General features: G+C 65.8%; 19 protein-coding genes. 8 read left to right on the forward strand and 11 right to left on the reverse strand.

Annotated features, from left to right (window positions below):
• Window positions 1-126: 126 nt before the first annotated feature.
• Window positions 127-660 (reverse strand): hemerythrin domain-containing protein, encoded by a 534-nt coding sequence (locus tag L858_RS0102525; protein WP_022681575.1) that lies wholly within the window; start codon window positions 658-660, stop codon window positions 127-129.
• A gap of 195 nt (window positions 661-855) precedes the next feature.
• On the opposite strand from L858_RS0102525, the gene L858_RS0102530 reads away from it, so the two are divergent.
• The 6 genes from L858_RS0102530 (at window position 856) to L858_RS19420 (ending at window position 4,183) form a co-directional block, all read left to right on the forward strand.
• A complete protein-coding gene (locus tag L858_RS0102530) occupies window positions 856-1,071 on the forward strand; it encodes a hypothetical protein (RefSeq protein WP_022681576.1) in 216 nt (71 codons plus the stop codon).
• Window positions 1,068-1,703, forward strand: a complete 636-nt coding sequence (locus L858_RS0102535; RefSeq protein ID WP_022681577.1) for a DUF4142 domain-containing protein — start codon at window positions 1,068-1,070, stop codon at window positions 1,701-1,703. The genes L858_RS0102530 and L858_RS0102535 overlap by 4 nt, the downstream gene beginning before the upstream one ends.
• A 168-nt stretch (window positions 1,704-1,871) precedes the next feature.
• The gene (locus L858_RS0102540) at window positions 1,872-2,135 is read left to right on the forward strand and encodes a hypothetical protein (RefSeq protein WP_022681578.1); all 264 of its coding nucleotides are present in this window, start codon (window positions 1,872-1,874) and stop codon (window positions 2,133-2,135) included.
• A gap of 27 nt (window positions 2,136-2,162) precedes the next feature.
• Window positions 2,163-3,119: a manganese catalase family protein gene (locus tag L858_RS0102545; protein WP_022681579.1), complete on the forward strand. Its 957-nt coding sequence runs from the start codon at window positions 2,163-2,165 to the stop codon at window positions 3,117-3,119.
• A 37-nt stretch (window positions 3,120-3,156) separates the two neighbouring features.
• Window positions 3,157-3,924: a ZIP family metal transporter gene (locus L858_RS0102550; RefSeq protein WP_022681580.1), complete on the forward strand. Its 768-nt coding sequence runs from the start codon at window positions 3,157-3,159 to the stop codon at window positions 3,922-3,924.
• Window positions 3,925-3,937: 13 nt separating this feature from the next.
• Complete coding sequence (locus tag L858_RS19420) at window positions 3,938-4,183, forward strand: hypothetical protein (protein ID WP_238564909.1); 246 nt, start codon at window positions 3,938-3,940, stop codon at window positions 4,181-4,183.
• A 3-nt stretch (window positions 4,184-4,186) separates the two neighbouring features.
• Here the strand turns inward: L858_RS19420 and L858_RS21875 are convergent, their stop codons facing one another.
• Complete coding sequence (locus L858_RS21875; protein WP_028055721.1) at window positions 4,187-4,369, reverse strand: hypothetical protein; 183 nt, start codon at window positions 4,367-4,369, stop codon at window positions 4,187-4,189.
• Between the two features lie 472 nt (window positions 4,370-4,841).
• Here L858_RS21875 and L858_RS0102565 point away from each other — a divergent pair, with 472 nt between their 5' ends.
• Entirely contained in the window at window positions 4,842-5,345 is a 504-nt protein-coding gene (locus tag L858_RS0102565; protein ID WP_022681582.1) for a cytochrome c oxidase assembly protein, read from the forward strand.
• Complete coding sequence (locus L858_RS21565; RefSeq protein WP_028055722.1) at window positions 5,342-5,521, forward strand: hypothetical protein; 180 nt, start codon at window positions 5,342-5,344, stop codon at window positions 5,519-5,521. The genes L858_RS0102565 and L858_RS21565 overlap by 4 nt, the downstream gene beginning before the upstream one ends.
• 81 nt (window positions 5,522-5,602) lie before the next feature.
• On the opposite strand, the gene L858_RS0102575 is transcribed toward L858_RS21565, so the two are convergent.
• The 9 genes from L858_RS0102575 to L858_RS0102615 all read right to left on the reverse strand — a co-directional run bounded on the left by L858_RS0102575 (window position 5,603) and on the right by L858_RS0102615 (window position 16,170).
• Window positions 5,603-7,582, reverse strand: a complete 1,980-nt coding sequence (locus L858_RS0102575) for a hybrid sensor histidine kinase/response regulator (RefSeq protein WP_022681584.1) — start codon at window positions 7,580-7,582, stop codon at window positions 5,603-5,605.
• Window positions 7,575-8,213, reverse strand: a complete 639-nt coding sequence (locus tag L858_RS0102580; RefSeq protein WP_022681585.1) for a chemotaxis protein CheX — start codon at window positions 8,211-8,213, stop codon at window positions 7,575-7,577. The genes L858_RS0102575 and L858_RS0102580 overlap by 8 nt, the downstream gene beginning before the upstream one ends.
• Complete coding sequence (locus L858_RS0102585; protein WP_022681586.1) at window positions 8,210-8,593, reverse strand: response regulator; 384 nt, start codon at window positions 8,591-8,593, stop codon at window positions 8,210-8,212. Before L858_RS0102585 ends, L858_RS0102580 begins: the two co-directional genes overlap by 4 nt.
• A 70-nt stretch (window positions 8,594-8,663) precedes the next feature.
• A complete protein-coding gene (locus L858_RS19425; protein WP_022681587.1) occupies window positions 8,664-8,909 on the reverse strand; it encodes a hypothetical protein in 246 nt (81 codons plus the stop codon).
• On the reverse strand, window positions 8,906-10,837 hold the full coding sequence (locus L858_RS0102595) for an ATP-binding protein (protein ID WP_022681588.1): 1,932 nt from the start codon (window positions 10,835-10,837) through the stop codon (window positions 8,906-8,908). Before L858_RS0102595 ends, L858_RS19425 begins: the two co-directional genes overlap by 4 nt.
• Entirely contained in the window at window positions 10,834-11,673 is an 840-nt protein-coding gene (locus L858_RS0102600) for a CheR family methyltransferase (RefSeq protein WP_022681589.1), read from the reverse strand. The genes L858_RS0102595 and L858_RS0102600 overlap by 4 nt, the downstream gene beginning before the upstream one ends.
• On the reverse strand, window positions 11,670-12,791 hold the full coding sequence (cheB, locus tag L858_RS0102605) for a chemotaxis-specific protein-glutamate methyltransferase CheB (RefSeq protein ID WP_022681590.1): 1,122 nt from the start codon (window positions 12,789-12,791) through the stop codon (window positions 11,670-11,672). Before cheB ends, L858_RS0102600 begins: the two co-directional genes overlap by 4 nt.
• Window positions 12,788-14,206 carry a chemotaxis protein CheW gene (locus tag L858_RS0102610; RefSeq protein ID WP_022681591.1) on the reverse strand — a complete coding sequence of 473 codons (1,419 nt, stop codon included), beginning with the start codon at window positions 14,204-14,206 and terminating at the stop codon, window positions 12,788-12,790. Before L858_RS0102610 ends, cheB begins: the two co-directional genes overlap by 4 nt.
• A complete protein-coding gene (locus tag L858_RS0102615) occupies window positions 14,203-16,170 on the reverse strand; it encodes a methyl-accepting chemotaxis protein (RefSeq protein ID WP_022681592.1) in 1,968 nt (655 codons plus the stop codon). The genes L858_RS0102610 and L858_RS0102615 overlap by 4 nt, the downstream gene beginning before the upstream one ends.
• Window positions 16,171-16,282 lie beyond the last annotated feature (112 nt).

The raw sequence follows: 16,282 nt of genomic DNA on the forward strand, positions 1-16,282 counted from the left end.
CATGAAAATGCCGCTGCCTTCTTGGACTATCGTTCCTGACATAACGCACGAAAAGCGTTTGAGTTCTGTGGCTTCGCGCCCGCAAGCAGTTCGACCGGCGATCGCTCCGATGCCGGCCGAAGCGGCTCAGATCTGGGCGTCGTAGCGGGACATTTCCTCCCGGTAGCGCGCCGTCATCCGGTCCTGATCGGCCGGCGGCAATTCTTCCTTCAAATGGACGAAGCGGTCATTTTCCTCTTCATAGACGTGATGCGCCACCGCGCCGCGAATATGCTCCAGCTTCTCCAGCCAGTCATGGCTGAGCGGGTCGAGGGCTTCGAGCAGCGCCATCTGCACCTTGGCCGCCTGCTGCTCCTCATAGGCCATCGCCATATGCGTTTTGTGATCGTTGGAAAGCTGGGGATAGATCACCGCTTCCTCCGCATTGGAATGACCCGTCAGCAATGCGCCCAGCCTGCGTTGCGCCAGCGTCCGGCTCTGCGCGTCGGTTGCGGCGCGAGCCTCGCCGAAGGCGGCTTCGATCTGCTCATGATGCTGGAGGATCTGGTCCAGCCAGTCGCCGGGAGCGGCGGCAGCCCGCGCCTTCTCACGCGCCTTGGCGCGGTCTTCTTCGGATTCCGGGGGTGTGACTGCTGCAACGATCCTGTCGAGGACGGACATGTCTTGCTCCTGTTTCGCTGGTCACCGGCGGCGCTTGCCGACCGGCTTTGAACGGGCTTTTCAATGGGTACGCAGCCGATGCGGTTCCGGCGCCGCCGTCAAAAGCGAACTTGCGCTAACCCAGATTGCCATGCGCACAGGCGCCAATCCTGGGGACAGGCGTTGAGTGGCGAACGTCTACATGAGGAGAAACGCGTGAATTATCATCGCCATTCGACAATCCCATGCCTGACATTGGCGGCGGCTGCCCTGCTCGGCGGTTGCAGCCCCGCTGCCCAGCAGGAAAATGGCCGTGTGCCCGGCGGCACGAACCAGCAGGAAGCGATCAACCAGGCGGGACCTGCCCACAGTTCCAACGCGATGCCCGGCATCGGTGCACCCGGAACCGGCGGAGAAGGGACACAGCCATGAAGCAGCTTTTCACTCGACCGCGGGCCGCTCTGGCGGCGGCTTGCGCCATGTTCCTGATTGGGGGATGCAGTCAGACCGACGGCGCATCGGAAGAAGGGCAGCCCGCGAACGGCAGCGCAACCGTCGCGAAACATTATGAGGGGCCCAAGCCCGAAGGCGTCTCTAGCCCCAATGACGCGGTAACGACGACCTTCTATATCCCCCAATCCTCGATCAGCGACATGTATGAGATCCAGGCGGGGGAACTCGCCATGGAGCGGGCCCGAGCGCCGGAGGTCAAAGCCTTCGCCAAGATGATGGTTGCCGATCACAAGAAGAGCAGCGAGCAGTTGCGCAAATTTGTCGCCAGTCACCCCGTCAACATCGCGCCTGAGAAGAATCTCGACGCGCGCCGCATGGCAATGCTCAAGAATTTACAGGATGCGAGCGACGCCGAATTCGACTCCGTCTATGTCGGACAGCAGGCCGCCGCACATCAAGAGGCCTTCAACCTGCAAAGCAGCTATGCCAATCGCGGCGACAATGCAGCGCTGAAGCCGCTGGCACAAGCCACGGCCAAGGTCGTCGATCATCACCGGAAGATGGCGCAAGAGCTGGACCATAAATTCGGGCCGTCGCGCGGCGCGAAATGATGCGATGTGCTCCTGCGGCGGCGGGAGCACATCACAGCTGATCGTCGCGAACATCAGGAAGTTGTTTCTGAACCGGTCCTAAATGCTCCCCATTAAATCATGTTAGCGGACCTCCGCTATGGTGGGAACGGATCGCCACGGATCGGCTTCTGCATTGCTCAAGCACTTATGGAGATCATCGTGAGCGTGCGATCAGGTTTCGCCGGCAGGTGCCGCTTGCTTATCGGCCTCTGGATAGCCTTTTCCGGCCTGTCCATACTGATCCTGCACCTGTTGCTTGCTGACAGAGCCGTTGCGGCAGCGGTGCTGCTGCCGGGCATTATCTGCATCGGTGCCGCCACATTTCTGGGAGGCGCGCTGGCGGTCGGCTGCCACAATGCACAAGGCAGGCAGAGCAGGACCACCGGCAAAAAGGGAACGCATATCGGCTGAACCGCAAGATCCCGAGGAGATCTGAATATGTTTATGCATAATAAACGCCTGCAATATACCGTGCGTGTGAGCGAGCCTAATCCTGCTCTGGGGTCTTTGCTGCTGGAACAATTTGGCGGGCCTGACGGAGAATTGGCCGCTGCCATGCGCTACTTCACGCAAGGACTGGCGGAGGATGATCCGGGCCGCAAGGATATGCTGCTGGACATTGCCACGGAAGAACTCAGCCATCTCGAGGTCATCGGCTCCATCGTCGCCATGCTCAACAAGGGCGCCAAGGGTGCTCTCAGCGAGGCGTCACTGGAGGAAGCGGACCTTTATGTGTCGCTGAACCAGGGCGGCGATAGCCACACCCAATCGATTCTCTATGGCGGCGGCCCTGCGCTTACAAACTCCTCGGGCGTGCCGTGGACTGCTGCCTATGTCGACAGCCGCGGCGATCCGACCTGCGACCTGCGGTCCAACATCGCGGCGGAAAGCCGTGCCAAAATCATCTATGAGCGCCTTATCAACATCACCGACGATGCGGGGATCAAGGATGCGCTCGGCTTCCTGATGACGCGTGAAGTGGCGCATCAGAAGAGCTTTGAAAAGGCGCTCTATTCGATCAAGGACAATTTCCCTCCGGGCAAGCTTCCCGGCCTCGCGCCATTCGCCAATCTCTATGTGAACGCCTCGCAAGGAGAGGGGGACACGACCGGCCCCTGGAACAGCGGCGAACAGTGGGAGCGGATGGACGATATCGAAGGTAATCTGCCCGTTGATGGCGGCGACGGCCTTGCGAGTGTGCAACTCGCGGGGCAGGAGATGGAGGATTATACCGCCATGTCCGCGCGTCTCGCCTCCGATCCCGCTGCTGATCCGACCACCGGCGCCGACCTGGGCGGCGGGCCCGGCGCAGGCAAGCTGTCGGATGAGGATCAGGGCGGCGCTGCCGACATGGCCGAAGCCAAGGCCATGGCACGCGCGCAGACCCCGGAATAGAGGCGCTGCGCATGGAGCCGGTCTGGCAGGCACGCCCTTGACCCCCTCGCCCGAAATGGCGGGCGCAGTAGGGAGCCTGCTGGCCGGCATGGCGACGGCGGTCGGTGCCCTGCCGATATTGGGCATCGGCCGATCGGCGCAGCGTTACCAGGGCGTGCTGCTGGGCTTTGCGGCGGGCGTGATGCTCGCCGCATCTTTCTTCTCGCTCATCATCCCTGCACTCGCTCACCTGAAGGCCGACGGAGCAGGCCCTCTGCGCGCCTCGCTGGTCGCGGCGGGCTCCGTCGCCATCGGTGCGGGCATGCTGATGACGCTCGGCCGCCTGCTCCCGGCGGTCGACGCGCCTTGCTTCTCCGGCGATAAAGCAGCGACCCGCTCCATCTGGCTGTTCGTGCTCGCAATCACCCTGCACAATGCGCCCGAGGGCCTTGCCGTGGGCGTGAGCTTCGCCAACGGCGCCTATGCAGAGGGCAGCGCGACCGCCTTCGGCATCGGCATTCAGAATATTCCTGAAGGCATAGCGGTCGGCTGTGCGCTGGCGCTGCGCTATTCGCCGGTCTTCGCCTTCCTTGGCGCTGTCGCCTCCGGCCTGGTCGAGCCTGTCGCGGGCACGGCGGGCGCCGTGCTGGTGGCGGAATTTCGTCCCCTGCTGCCCTGGGCGCTCTGCATCGCGGCGGGCGCGATGATCAGCGTGATCATGAGCCAGATCGCGCCCGCCATCGGACAGGAGCGGTCGGACCGCCCGCACCTCAGCTTCATCATCGGTCTGTGCCTGATGATGGTGCTGGACGTTTCCCTGACCTGAGATGGAGGATGAGATGAAGACCCGCTATGCCCTGTTGCTGCTGCCGTTGCTGGCTGCGGCTGCTTGCTCGCAGAATGAGCGCAACGACCAGAATGCCGCAGTCAACGGTGCTGCGATCAACCGCATGGATGACGCACCCGGCAACGGCATGAGCGCACCCGTCCCGGTCAGCGGATCGGGAGAGACGCCGCCCAATGCGCCCGCTGCTTCCAACGCTGCGGCCGAAATTCAGGGCGGCAACAACAGCGCCGCCCCCTGACCGTCAGGACTTGCTGCCGCCTCCGCTAGAGGCCGCGCCGCTGTTCCCGCCGCTGCCGCTCTTGCTTCCGCCGGAGCGGCCGCCGCCGCCTTTGCCGCCCGTGCTCTTGCTCTCTGTGCCCGAACCCGGATCGCCGCCCTTGTTGGTAATCGCGCCCGGATTACCGCCTGCGCCCTTCTGTGCCATGTTTGCTTCTCCTTCGATGGGACAAGGGTAGAAAGCGGCGGGCCCCCTTTTTGGATCATCGCGGCTGTCCAACGCAGAGTCGCATTATAGCGATGATGCAATGCGCAGCAGGCTGGCGCATACGCGAGGACCTGTCGCTGTGGAGCGGCGCGCTGGCGAGGGCGGGCGATGTCGTCTTCTACGGAACGATGGACGGTTGGTTCAAGGCGGTCGACGCCGCAATGGCAAGTTGCTCTAGCAGCAGAAGCTCGACAGCGGCATCATCGGGATGCCCATGACCTATCGCTATCTTCGCGGGAGTGGGCGGCTGGTCAGGTGCGATCCTCGCTGGGCGCCTCGGCCCTGCGGACCCGACCTCCGCGCTCGGCTTCGTCAACGCGATGCCGGACCTTATCCAGAAGAGCGACGCGGGAGGAAGGCTCTATGTCTTTGCCTTGCCGCACTGCGTGATGCTGCTGCTCGCGCTCGCCGGATGCAGCCGGAGACGCGCGATTATCACAGCCAGGGCGTGAAGAAGGCAGACCGCGCGCGCTTCGTCGCGGAGAACGCGCTCCAGTCCGCCGCGCTCATCGTCTGGCACATGCCCGCCTTGTTCGACCGCGCCATCACCTCCGAAGGATGGCACGTCACACAGCATTTGAGCTTTATGGTCACAGCGCTCCTCTTCTGGTTGGCGATGCTGCCCCGCGGGCAGGGCAGGGCGGACTATCTCACTTCCGCCCTCTGCCTTTTCATCACATCGATGGTCGGCGGCGGCCTTGGCGCGCTGATGGTGCTTTCCGCCATTCCCTGGTACGCCGCCTATGTGCAGATGGGCATGACCCCGTTCGGCCTCAGCCCGGGGGCGCGGCGAAAGAGGAGATCGACGCCGCGCTTGTCTGGGGGCCGCTGGCCGGGTGGGCGGCACGGCGATCCTCTGTACCGCTGTGGCTGGAGCCCGTCACGCCATGGCTGGACGATGCGCAATGGCCGATGATGTTCGATATCTCGATGGGCGTGGCGAAGGATCAGCCGGAACTCAAGGCAGCGATCGATCGGCAGCTTATGCTTAAGGCATGGAAAATCCGCGCGGTGCTGAAGGACTATGGCGTGCCGGTTGTTGATGAAGTCGGGTCAAGCCAAAGCCCATCAGGCCAGCCTCGTTCGCCCTGAGCCGGTCGAAGGGGCACCCCGCACGCAGCGAGATGTTTTCGCCTCCGCTCAGCCGGAAGGGAGCTTGCGGCTGCGTCCGTCTCACCCCCGGTCGATGATCTCCCGCACCCGGCTCGCCAGGGTGCGCAACGTGAACGGCTTGGGCAGCAGGTCCACCCCGTGGTCCAGCCGCCCGTCGCGCATGATGGCATCGCGCGGATAGCCCGACGTATAGAGGATATTCAGCCCCGGCTGCCGCTCGCGCGCGGCGGCGGCAAGCTCGCTGCCCGACATTTGCGGCATGACCACGTCGGTGATCAGCAGCTTGACGGGCTGCTCCTGCTTCTCCAGCAAGGCGAGGGCGGTCGGCCCGTCATGCGCCTCCATCACGCGATAGCCAAGCTCCCGCAAGGTCCCGACCGTGTAGGCGCGCACATCGTCGTCATCCTCGACCACCAGGATCGTCTCCGACGCGCTGCCGGACGGCTCATCGTCGCGCGCCGTATCCATCGGCGCTTCCGTATCCTGGATGCTGCGCGCCAGCAGCAGCGTGACCGTGGTGCCGACGCCCGGCGTCGACTTGATCAGCACGCTACCGCCCGACTGTTTGGCAAAGCCATAGACCATCGACAGGCCAAGGCCGGTGCCCTTGCCCACCTCCTTGGTGGTAAAGAAGGGGTCAAATACTTTGCCCAGCGTCTCGACATCCATGCCGACGCCTTCGTCAATCACCTCGATCGCGACATAATCCCCGGCGACAAGTTGTCCATCGCTGCGCTCGTCGGCGCGAACGCTGCGGTTGCGCGCCGTGATGGTCAGCGATCCGCCTTGCGGCATCGCATCACGGCCGTTGACTGCAAGGTTCAATATCGCATTTTCCAGCTGATGCCGATCGGCCTCGATCGTCCAGACATCGTCGGGCGCATCGATGGCGATCGCCACCGCCTCTGTAATCGTGCGGGTCAGGAGGTCCGACATGCCCGCCAGCAGGCGCGGCACATCCACTGTTCGTGGATCGAGCGGCTGGCGGCGGGAGAAGGCGAGCAGCCGCTGCGTCAGCGCGGCCGCGCGCTCGGCGCCGCGCATCGCATGTTCCAGCGCACGCCCGACGCGCGGGTCTGCCGAACTGTCCAGCCGCCGGGACGCCATGTCGATGCTGCCGGTGATGATCGTCAGCAGATTGTTGAAGTCATGCGCGATGCCGCCGGTCAGCTGCCCGACCGCCTCCATCTTCTGCGCTTGGCGCAGCGTCTCTTCCGTCCGCAGTCTCTCCTCTATCTCCTGCGCGACCCGCTGCTCCAGCGTGTCGTTCAGCTCGCGCAGGCGCATCTCCTGTAGCTTGGAGAGGGTGACGTCGTAGATGACGCCCAGCAGCCGATAACCACTGCCTTCCACATCGCGAATCACCTCGCCGCGTCGGGCAATCCAGCGCTCCGCCTCATCGTCGCTCCGCCGGACCCTGAATTCGCGGTCGAGGCTGACGGGTGCCTTCCCATCCTCCGGGATCAAGAGCTCCTCGCCGTCGCAAACAACCGCATTGATCGTGCGCACCGGCAGCCGCTCGGCGGGATGCAGGCCGAGCAGGCGGCAGAATTCGCCGGATACCGAAACGGTCGCAAAGCCGTCCTGATATTCGAACGTGCCGACGCCGCCCGCACTCTGCGCCACGCGCAGCCGCTCTTCCGTGCGCTTGCGATCGGTGACGTCGACCATCAGGCCGGTGAAGCGCACCGGTTCATCCTGATCGTTGAGGTGGCTCTGCCCGCGCCCATGCATCCAGAGCGTCGATCCGTGGGGGGCGACCACACGGAACTCCTTGGAAAAAAGCTCGGCCCCGGCAAGCAGCCCGGCGACCGCGATGCGGATTCGCGCCCGGTCATCGGGGTGGATGGCCCGGAAGAAAGTCGTCGTCGGCAGCGGCTTGCCTACAAGCTCCTCGCTAAGGCCGTAAAGTTCGGCGAACCGCGCATCGACGGTCAGTTCGTCCCGAACGATGTTCCAGTCCCACGCCCCGCTGGCGCCGGCGGCGGCCATCGCCGCGCGCAGCTGATCGGCGCTGATGGCTTGCGTGTCGTCAGCCATCTTCCCCCACGATGCGCGCGATGAACTCGTCCAGCAGTTCCTTGAGCGTCGAGAGCGAAGGAATATCCATCAGCATCGCGATATAGCCGCGAATGTCCCGCTGGCGCACGGCGAAGTCGATATAGAGGAACAGCACCAGCCCGTCGGCCGCGGCTTCCTCGTCGACTTCGAACAGGAGCGCGCCATTGCCCCGCAGCACTTCGGGGATGGTCATAGATAGCGACCGCTTCAGCATGTTCGCCATCGTCGCAAGGCAGCTGTTGAGGATGACATTGCCCGTTTCGGCAAGCGCCTCCTGTTCCATCTCGACCACTTCCTCGGCCGACAGTTCGCCGCCGGTTACCGCGCGCACCAGTTCGAGGCTGTTCGTTTCGGGGAAGATCAGCAGCGCACGGCCGGAAAAAGGGCCGGAAAAATCCTGCCGCACCGCGACCAGATCGACAACTTCCCGCTCGCTGATCAGCCGGGCGGCACGGCGCTGGTTCACCACTTCGATCGACGGTACGGACAGCAGCACCTGATCGCCGATCATCTTCCTCAAGGAAGACGCCGCACGGCTGACGCCGATATTGACGATTTCCGTCAGCGCATCCCGCTCAAGCTCGCTCAGCGTCACCTGATCGGCTGTCATTCCTTGCTCGACCTCAGCTTGAGCGCAGCGCCGGACAGAAAGCCGGCGAGGCCGTCGCTGGTGACGGGCTTGGGAATGAAAGCGGCGCCGACCTCACGCGCCTGCGCGATGATCTCGTCCTGGATATTGGCGGTGATGATGGCGATCGGCATGTCGGGCCTCAAAGCGCGTATCTCGCGCGCAAGTTCCAACCCGTCCTGCTCCACCATGTTGAAATCGATGAGGGCGATGTCGGCCGGCTCCCTGCCCAGCAGATCGATCGCCTGCGCGCCGCTGCCTGCCTCCACCTTCTGCCATTCGGGATGCAGCTCGGCCACCGCTTTGCCCGCGACGATCCGCGCCAGCTTGCTGTCGTCGACGATCAATACGGTAACGGGCATTTACGACTCCGGAAAACTACGGTGCATCGGGAGCTATAGGGGCGTTCCGGTGAAGCCGGAATCAAAATCGTTACGCGTTGATCTGCATCAGACAGGTGAGTGCGACGTCGCGCAGAAAGGAACCGTCCGGGCTTCCGGTCAGCGGCCGACCGGCGGCATGAAGCAACTGCACCACCGCCAGATGGGCGCGGGTGAAAGCGCTTATGTCGACCGGCAGGGCAGGATGCTCCAGCAATGCCGCGAGCAGCGGCTCGGCGTCCTCCACTCTGGCGGCTCCGATCAGGCGGATGCGGTCCTTGTCGACCATCACGCTCATGCGACCAGCTCCGCAAGGTCCAGGACCAGCAGCACGCTGCCGTCGGCCAAGATGGTCGTGCCCGCCACCGCCGGCATGGCGGCGATCAGCCCGGTGCCCTCGCGCACGACGGCGTCGAACCGCTCGCCGAAATGCGCGACACGAAGTGCCGTGCGGCACGGGCCGGTATCGGTCACGATCAGGCGCGCAATACTGTCTAACGCGGGTGCAAGGCCTAGCACCGAGCCAAGGTCCAGCACCGGCACGGTCTGGTCGCGCCACACACAGGCGCGGGCGTGGCCGACAGGGTGGATCGCCGCCGCCTCGATCCGCGCTGTCTCCGCAATCTGGTCCAGCCGGATGCCCAGTTGCTGATCGCCTGCGCGCACCAGAAGCAAGGGCGTCGTGATCGCGGTCGCCGGGAGCCGCAGCCGCACGCGGGTTCCAATGCCCGCTTCGCTCTCGATGGTGATGGTTCCGGCCAGCCGATCGACCGCAGTCTTCACCGCGTCCATGCCGACCCCGCGCCCGGACAGGCTGGTGGCGCTGTTCGCGGTGGAGAAGCCGGGCAGGAAGACGAGTTGCAAAGCCGCCGCGTCGCTCAGCGAGCCGGCTGCCTCTCCACCGATCAGACCCTTGGCCACGGCGGCTTCCCGCATCCTTGCCGGATCGATCCCCCGCCCATCGTCCGCCAGCAGGATCATGACATACGCGCCATCCTGCTGGACCGAAAGCCTGATCTGGCCCTCGCCCGGCTTGCCAGAAGCCCCCCGCTCCTCAGCCGCTTCTATCCCATGATCGACAGCGTTCCGTACAAGGTGCAGCAGCGGTTCGAACAGTTGGTCGGCCATCTGCTTGTCGGCGCGAACATGCTCTCCCTCCAGCGTGAAGCGGACCGCCTTGCCCAGACCGGCCGCCGCTTCCCGCGCAAGCCGCGGCAAGCGGCGCAGCACCGGCTCCAGCGATACCAGCCGCACCTGAGCGACCGACCGCCGGACTTCATCGGCCACGCGGCTGATCTGTTCTTCCGCCGTGCTCAGCTCGGCGGCGAGGGCCGGATCCAGTGAACGCAGCCGCTCCGCGATCGGTTTCAGGCTGCGGATCGCCACCGCCAGTTCGCCGCTCTGATCGGCCAATTGGTCGAGCCGCGCCGCTTCCACGCGCAATGTAGCGCCGATCTCCGGTTGCGCAGCGGTGTCCGGTGCAAGGGCAGGCCCAATAGCTTCGACCAGCACCTGATCGGGTACCAGCCGAAAGGCGGCGCGCACCGCCGCCTCGTCGGCGCCGCTCAGCCCTTCGATAACCGCCATGCAGCGGAAGGGCTCGCATGTCTCGAGCGCGGGCCACTCCCCGCCGGCCGGCAGCACGGCGAGGGCAAGCAGATCGGGTACGCCGCCTGCCGTCGCGAGCGGGTCCTCCCCCCGGAAGAAACAGTCGGCGTCGGGCATGTAGCGGAATGCGGTTCGAGCAGTTTGAGCATCGATCTGGCGAAATTCCGGCCTTGCCCGCAGGTCGGCGATCCAGTCGCTTTCCTCGGCCGATCGGCCCGGTGCGGCCGCGCGAGCATGTTCCTCGCCCTCAAGCGATCTCGCAAGCCCCGCCGCCCGCTCTGCCGCGTCTTGATCCAGCCTGCCCGCCGTTTCCATGGCGTCGATCCAGCGGTCGGTTTGGTCGATGACCGCCACCAGGGCATCCAGCGCCGCTTCGTCCAACAGGATGTGCCGCTTGCGAGCCGCTTCCAGCCTTGCCTCCGCAGCATGCAGCAGCTGCTCTGCCGGCGCCATGTCGAACAGAGCGACAGAGCCCTTCAATGTATGGGCAGCGCGGAACAGGCTGTCGAGGGCGTCGCGATCTTCGCCTTCGCGCCCAAGCGCGACGAGCGCGGCATGCGCCTGCGCGACCAGATCGCGCCCTTCCAGCAGGAATTGTTCGAGAAGATCGTCCATCATCGGCGACGATAGCCGATTGCCCCGGACAAGCGAACCGGATCGAAACGATCGTCGATCCGGGTCATGGATTCGCTGTGACCAAGGAACAGGTACCCGCCCGGCAGCAGCGCGTCGTGCAGATGCCCGGCCGCCTTCGCCCGCGAAAGATCATCGAAATAGATGAGCAGGTTACGGCAAAGGATGATGTCGAACTGCCCCTGACTCGCGACGGAGGCGGCGTCGTTCAGATTGGCCTGCGTGAACAGCACCGACTCCCGCAAGTCCGGGACGATGCGCCGGCGATGATGCTGCTCTCGCTCGAAATAGGCGCTCAGGATAGTGCCGGAGAGGCGTGCCAGCGCGCGCGGCCCATAATAGCCTTCGCGCGCGGCATCCAGCGCATGGGTGTCTACGTCCGATCCCACGATTTCGACATGATAGGCATCGACCAACGGCCATTGTTCCAGCAGCCATAGCGCGATCGAATAGGCTTCTTCGCCGGTGGAGCAGGGCAGCGACCATATGCGGATCAGATCGCCCGGCTTTTTCGCGGCGGCGACGGCAGGCAATATCTCTTCCGCCAGCGCGGCGAGTTGATGCTCCTCCCGATAGAAATAGGTTTCGTTGATCGTGACGGCGTTGATCAGCAACTGCCGCTCATGCGGGTCGCGTTCCAGCAGCAGCAGGTAGCGGGCGATATCCGTTACCGCCGTGCGTTTCATCCGCAGCGCGACGCGGCGTTCCAGATAATAGCGTTTCTTCTCCCCGAACCGCATCCCCGTCAGCCGGTAGAGCAACGTGGCGAGTTGCTCCAGCGAGGCGCCGGTCAGCACCGTCTCCGCACTCGCCCCCGTCATCGCGCCGCCCAGGCGAGAAGCTGGGGCGCAAGGTTGTCCAGCGGCAGCACCATGTCGGCGCCGTCCAGCGCGACCAGCGCACCCGGCATCCCCCAGACTACAGAGCTTGCCTCATCCTGCGCCAGCACATGGCCGCCATCGCGCCGCAGTTCGGCCATCGCCTGAGCGCCATCATAGCCCATGCCCGTCATCAGCACGCCGACAAGCGCCTGCGCCGCAAAGACCGTGCGCGCGCTTTCCACCATGCGCTCGGCGCTCGGATGCCAGAGCCGATCGGCCTGGATCGGAGCCGCGAGGACATGGGGAATGCCGGCGCGGCGAGAGAAGAGGAGGTCGGCGTCGCCCCGTCCGATATAAGCGGTGCCGGGTTCGAGAGGAGCGGGATGGCTCACCTCCACTACCCGGATGGCACATGCGCGGTCGAGCCGGCGGGCGAGCGGGCCGGTGAAGCTCGCCGGCATATGCTGAGCGATGATGAGCGGCCAGGGAAAATCCGTCGGCAATGGCCCGAGCAGCGCATCCAGAGCCGGCGGACCGCCGGTCGAGACACCCACCAGCACGGCCTGAACAGCAGGCAGCCCTTCGCCGCTGGGGCGCGGCCGCGCGCTCGCCGCCGCGCTGCGTCGATGTCGGGCAGGCAGCGCAGCAGGAGCAGCGTTGGGCTGAGAACGACCGGCGACCCTCTGCCGGCGAACCCGCTCTGCCAGCCGCGTGCTCCGGGGAATATGGGCGCTCGCAGCCCCGCGCACCTTGGCGATGAGGTCCGACGCGATGTCATCGATCTGGAGCGACAGCGGGCCGCGCGGCTTGGCGATGAAGTCGACCGCCCCCAGTTCCAACGCCTCCAGCGTCTCGTCAGCGCCTTCCTCGGTCAGCGAGGACACCATGACGACGGGCGTCGGCCGCTCGATCATGATGCGGTCGAGGCAGGTCAGCCCGTCCATGCCCGGCATGTGGATGTCGAGCGTGACCACGTCGGGCGAGAAGCTGTCGAGCTTTGCCAGGGCTTCGTCCGCACCGCGCGCGATTTCGATCTCGAAATCTCCGGCCTCGGCGAAGATTTCCGCCAGCAGCTGCCGCATCAGAGGGCTGTCGTCGACGATCAGCAGTCTTGTCATGCGCGCGCCGTCGATGAGCGGCAGGCGACTTCCGCCAGCAATGCCTGCTCCGCTGAGGAAATGAGCGCGGCCGGCTCGATCACGAGCATCGTGTCGGCGCCGGCGTCCTCCGGGCGTTGCAATGCATCACCGAATATGCCCGCCGCCAGGCATTCGGGCACAGGTGCGGGGGCGAGGGCATGCCGGTCGGCTGCAATGATCGCCCGCGCATCGTCGACCAGGAAACCGATACGCTGACCATCCGCGCGCAGCATGACCATGCGTTGCCGCCCGCCGCCGGCGGCGACTCCGGTCAGCCGGCGGACCTGGTCTATGACGGCGAGCGGCTTGCCATCGGACGCGCTGAGGCCGAGCAGCCACTCGGGGGCGCCCGGTACTCGCGTCAGCCGGGCGGGGCAGGGGGCCACTGCCTCCACTGCCTCGACAGGAAAAGCGAGATGATGCGGCCCGATCGCGACTGGCAGCAGGAAGACGCGCTCCGTTACGCCTGATGCCTGGTGGGATCCAACGTCGGCAGGAGCAGCGCTGGCGAGAAGATGGCGTGTGCGTGGTTCGCTGAGCAACTGGTCGGCGGCCAGTATCGATATCAGCCTGCCGCCATCCTGGGGCCGATAAATGGCCCGGATGCGGGCCTCCCCATCCTGTCTCAGGACGGTCGCTGGCACCGGATCGATGCGGACCGCGGGCGCCTGAAAAAGCGCATGGATACGATCCACCAGCAGCCCCAGCGCGTGACTGCCCATCGCGACCACGACGATCCGGCCATGTGAGTCCCCGGATGACACTGCGCGGGTCAGTCCCAGCAAAGCTGCCAGGGACAAGACACCCAAGGTCCTGTCCCGCCAGGCGATCGTTCCGATGACTGCGGCATCGGCGCCCGGCAGGCGTGCGATCGCATCCGGTACGCGCAGAACCTCGACGACCTCTTCGACCGGCAAGGCGAAATTCTGGTCGCCGACCGACATTTGCAGCAGGGCTACACGTTCGTCGGCCACCGCTGCCCGCTCAGCCGACTGGGCACGGGGTCCCGACCGGCGTGCGCTTACGCGCGGCGGAAAAGCTGCGGCGATCATCTGGTCGATCGGCAGGTCGGCAATGTCGTCCGCCGTCGCGGCAAGCCCCTTCGGCCCAGCTTGATCAAGCCGTTCGACGGCATCGACCGCCAGTGCTATCCGGTCGGCGCCTGCGAGGACCAACAATTGACGCGCGGTGTCCGTGTCATCCCCGTTAACCAGCGCCGCCGGGGAAAGGACCGCCAATGTCTCTCCCCGGACATTGCCAAGCCCCAGCAAGCCTGCGGGTGCCAGAGGAACCGGCGTCAGTCGAGGCAGCCGGGTCAGTTCCCGCACCCGCTCCGACGGCAGAGCGTAACGCCGCTTTCCGATCCGGAAGACGAGCCGGGGCGTCGCCGTCATGCCCCCGGCTGCTCGGCGCGGACATGGAGCGACACGGCCAGCGACGCGATGTCTTCGATCGCGGCGGCGAGCAATTCGGTCCCCTTTGCCTGCTGATGAGCCGCAACGCCGGCCTCCCGGGCGGCCTCGGATGCCAGTTCGGCCGCCTTGGCGATCTGCTCGCAACCGGTTCTGACTTCGCTTGCCGCGCGCGCTATCGCTTCGGCGCCCTCCGCGATCGCGCCATTATCGGCACGCGTGGCGTCGAGGTCGGCGGCCATTTCGGCGAAGCGTGCGAGCAGGGCTTCGTTGCGCGCCGCCTCCGCCTCGCCTGCTGCGGCGATCTGATCGAGGTCACGCCGCGCCGACTGTATGCCGTCCTGGATGGCGCGCACCACATCCTTGCCGTCTTCGGCATTGCCGGCGAGGTTGCGCGCGAGCTTCCGAATGTCCGTCGTGACCGTGGCGAAGGCCTGCCCCGCCTCGCCGGCACGCGTCGCCTCCACAGCGCCGCTCACCCCCAGCATGTTGGTCTGAAGCGCGCCGAGCGCCAGCGCGTCGGCGATCTTTTCGGCACGGCGGGCCGTTTCACCCAGCGAAGCGAGCATGTCCAGCACCGCGCGCGTTTCCTCGACAGCATCGCCAACGCCCTTGATGAGAGCGCTGAGGGTCGCACTGCTCTCGCCCACTGTGTCGACAATGGCCGCGAGCCGTTCGAGGGCTACGGTGGCGCGAGCCTTGGCAACGTCCGCGCTGGTTTCGATCTGTCCCATGGCTGTGCTCGCCTGCAGCGTCGCCGCGCTTTGCAACTGCGCACCGCGGGCGATCTGCTCGATGGCGATCTGGATCTGGCTGGACGCGCCCGAGAGCTCCTGGACGGTCGCGGACAATTGTTCGGCAGCGGCGGCCACCTGATCCACGGCGTGCGTTGCGGTGCCGCCGGCGCCCAAGCTGCCGCTCAGCTCCGCCAGCGCTTCCGCGGTCTGCTGGCTCTGCTCCAGCGACACGGCCTGCTGCTCGATCGCCTGCTGCGCCTCTGCCGCCGACGCCGACTGCTCTTCGGCGGCGGAAGCCACCTGTTCGGCGCCTCGCTCAGCCTCCGTCGCCGCAGCCTCCGCCTGCACGGCCGCGCTGGCAATCTCATGCGCGCCGCTCAACACCACGGCGAGAGCCGCGCGCGCCTCCTCAAAGGCGGTACTGATGCGGCTGCCACTCTGGGCCGCCTCGGCAGCGCGTTCGCTTGCCGAGCGGATGCGCGCGGCGACGGCGCGGACCTCCTCCGCGATCCTGGCGGCGAGCCTGCGGACATCGGCTGCGCTGGCTTCGGAGCTTTCGGCGAGTTCGCGCACCTCGTCCGCGACGATGCCGAAGCCCGTACCGCTTTCCCCGGCCCGGGTCGCCTCGATGGAGGCGTTCAGCGCCAGCATGCCCGTTTGCTCGGCGAGGTCACCCACCGTATCGCCGACCGTAGCTATGCGGGCAGCCGCGGTTTCAAGCTGCTCGATCGCTGCGACCGAACCGAGTTGCCGGCGCGCGTTCAACTCGATGGCCGCCATGGAGGCCTCGATATGGCCGGCCATATCCGTGAAGGCGGTTTCCAGCCGCTCGGTCTGGCTGCGCGACGCGGCGGCGCGATTGCTGGCCGCGCGAAAATGCGCGCGAAGATGGCCGACCAGCCCCAGCGACTCCTGGGCGGCACCGGCGGCTTCTTCTGCGCCGCCGGCCATCTGCTCGATATTGACCTGCAGCTCCGCCGCTGCGGATGCGGACTCGCCCAGGCCGCTAGCCAGCGCTTGCGTCGCCTGATCCAGCCGCTCCAGGGCATTGGCCGGCTTCTGCCTGGCGCGGGGCCGCCGACCCTTCGGTGGCTCCGCGATAGACGCAGGCAGGTTCGCGCCGTTCAGGCCTACCGGCTGGCTATCGGTTGCCTCGATCGGCTTGCCGGATAGGCGCTTGCCGAGCGCCGCCTTCTTCACCAGGGCCATCCATGACTCTCTTTTTCTATCACTATGATGACCCGGCATAGGCGAGGCGAGGGGTTGATGCTACCTCTGCTTGCAAGGCTGGGTTGGTGGACAAAGGCGATCGCATCGGCGC

This window comes from Sphingobium bisphenolivorans (assembly GCF_000412635.1).
Classification (GTDB): domain Bacteria; phylum Pseudomonadota; class Alphaproteobacteria; order Sphingomonadales; family Sphingomonadaceae; genus Sphingobium; species Sphingobium bisphenolivorans.

Coding starts and splice junctions, on each gene's coding strand:
- L858_RS0102525 (WP_022681575.1), bottom strand. CDS start 660: ATGTCCGTCCTCGACAGGATCGTTGCAGCAGTCACACCCCCGGAATCC.
- L858_RS0102535 (WP_022681577.1), top strand. CDS start 1,068: ATGAAGCAGCTTTTCACTCGACCGCGGGCCGCTCTGGCGGCGGCTTGC.
- L858_RS0102540 (WP_022681578.1), top strand. CDS start 1,872: ATGGAGATCATCGTGAGCGTGCGATCAGGTTTCGCCGGCAGGTGCCGC.
- L858_RS0102545 (WP_022681579.1), top strand. CDS start 2,163: ATGTTTATGCATAATAAACGCCTGCAATATACCGTGCGTGTGAGCGAG.
- L858_RS19420 (WP_238564909.1), top strand. CDS start 3,938: ATGAAGACCCGCTATGCCCTGTTGCTGCTGCCGTTGCTGGCTGCGGCT.
- L858_RS21875 (WP_028055721.1), bottom strand. CDS start 4,369: ATGGCACAGAAGGGCGCAGGCGGTAATCCGGGCGCGATTACCAACAAG.
- L858_RS0102565 (WP_022681582.1), top strand. CDS start 4,842: ATGCAGCCGGAGACGCGCGATTATCACAGCCAGGGCGTGAAGAAGGCA.
- L858_RS21565 (WP_028055722.1), top strand. CDS start 5,342: ATGATGTTCGATATCTCGATGGGCGTGGCGAAGGATCAGCCGGAACTC.
- L858_RS0102575 (WP_022681584.1), bottom strand. CDS start 7,582: ATGGCTGACGACACGCAAGCCATCAGCGCCGATCAGCTGCGCGCGGCG.
- L858_RS0102580 (WP_022681585.1), bottom strand. CDS start 8,213: ATGACAGCCGATCAGGTGACGCTGAGCGAGCTTGAGCGGGATGCGCTG.
- L858_RS0102585 (WP_022681586.1), bottom strand. CDS start 8,593: ATGCCCGTTACCGTATTGATCGTCGACGACAGCAAGCTGGCGCGGATC.
- L858_RS19425 (WP_022681587.1), bottom strand. CDS start 8,909: ATGAGCGTGATGGTCGACAAGGACCGCATCCGCCTGATCGGAGCCGCC.
- L858_RS0102595 (WP_022681588.1), bottom strand. CDS start 10,837: ATGATGGACGATCTTCTCGAACAATTCCTGCTGGAAGGGCGCGATCTG.
- L858_RS0102600 (WP_022681589.1), bottom strand. CDS start 11,673: ATGACGGGGGCGAGTGCGGAGACGGTGCTGACCGGCGCCTCGCTGGAG.
- cheB (WP_022681590.1), bottom strand. CDS start 12,791: ATGACAAGACTGCTGATCGTCGACGACAGCCCTCTGATGCGGCAGCTG.
- L858_RS0102610 (WP_022681591.1), bottom strand. CDS start 14,206: ATGACGGCGACGCCCCGGCTCGTCTTCCGGATCGGAAAGCGGCGTTAC.
- L858_RS0102615 (WP_022681592.1), bottom strand. CDS start 16,170: ATGGCCCTGGTGAAGAAGGCGGCGCTCGGCAAGCGCCTATCCGGCAAG.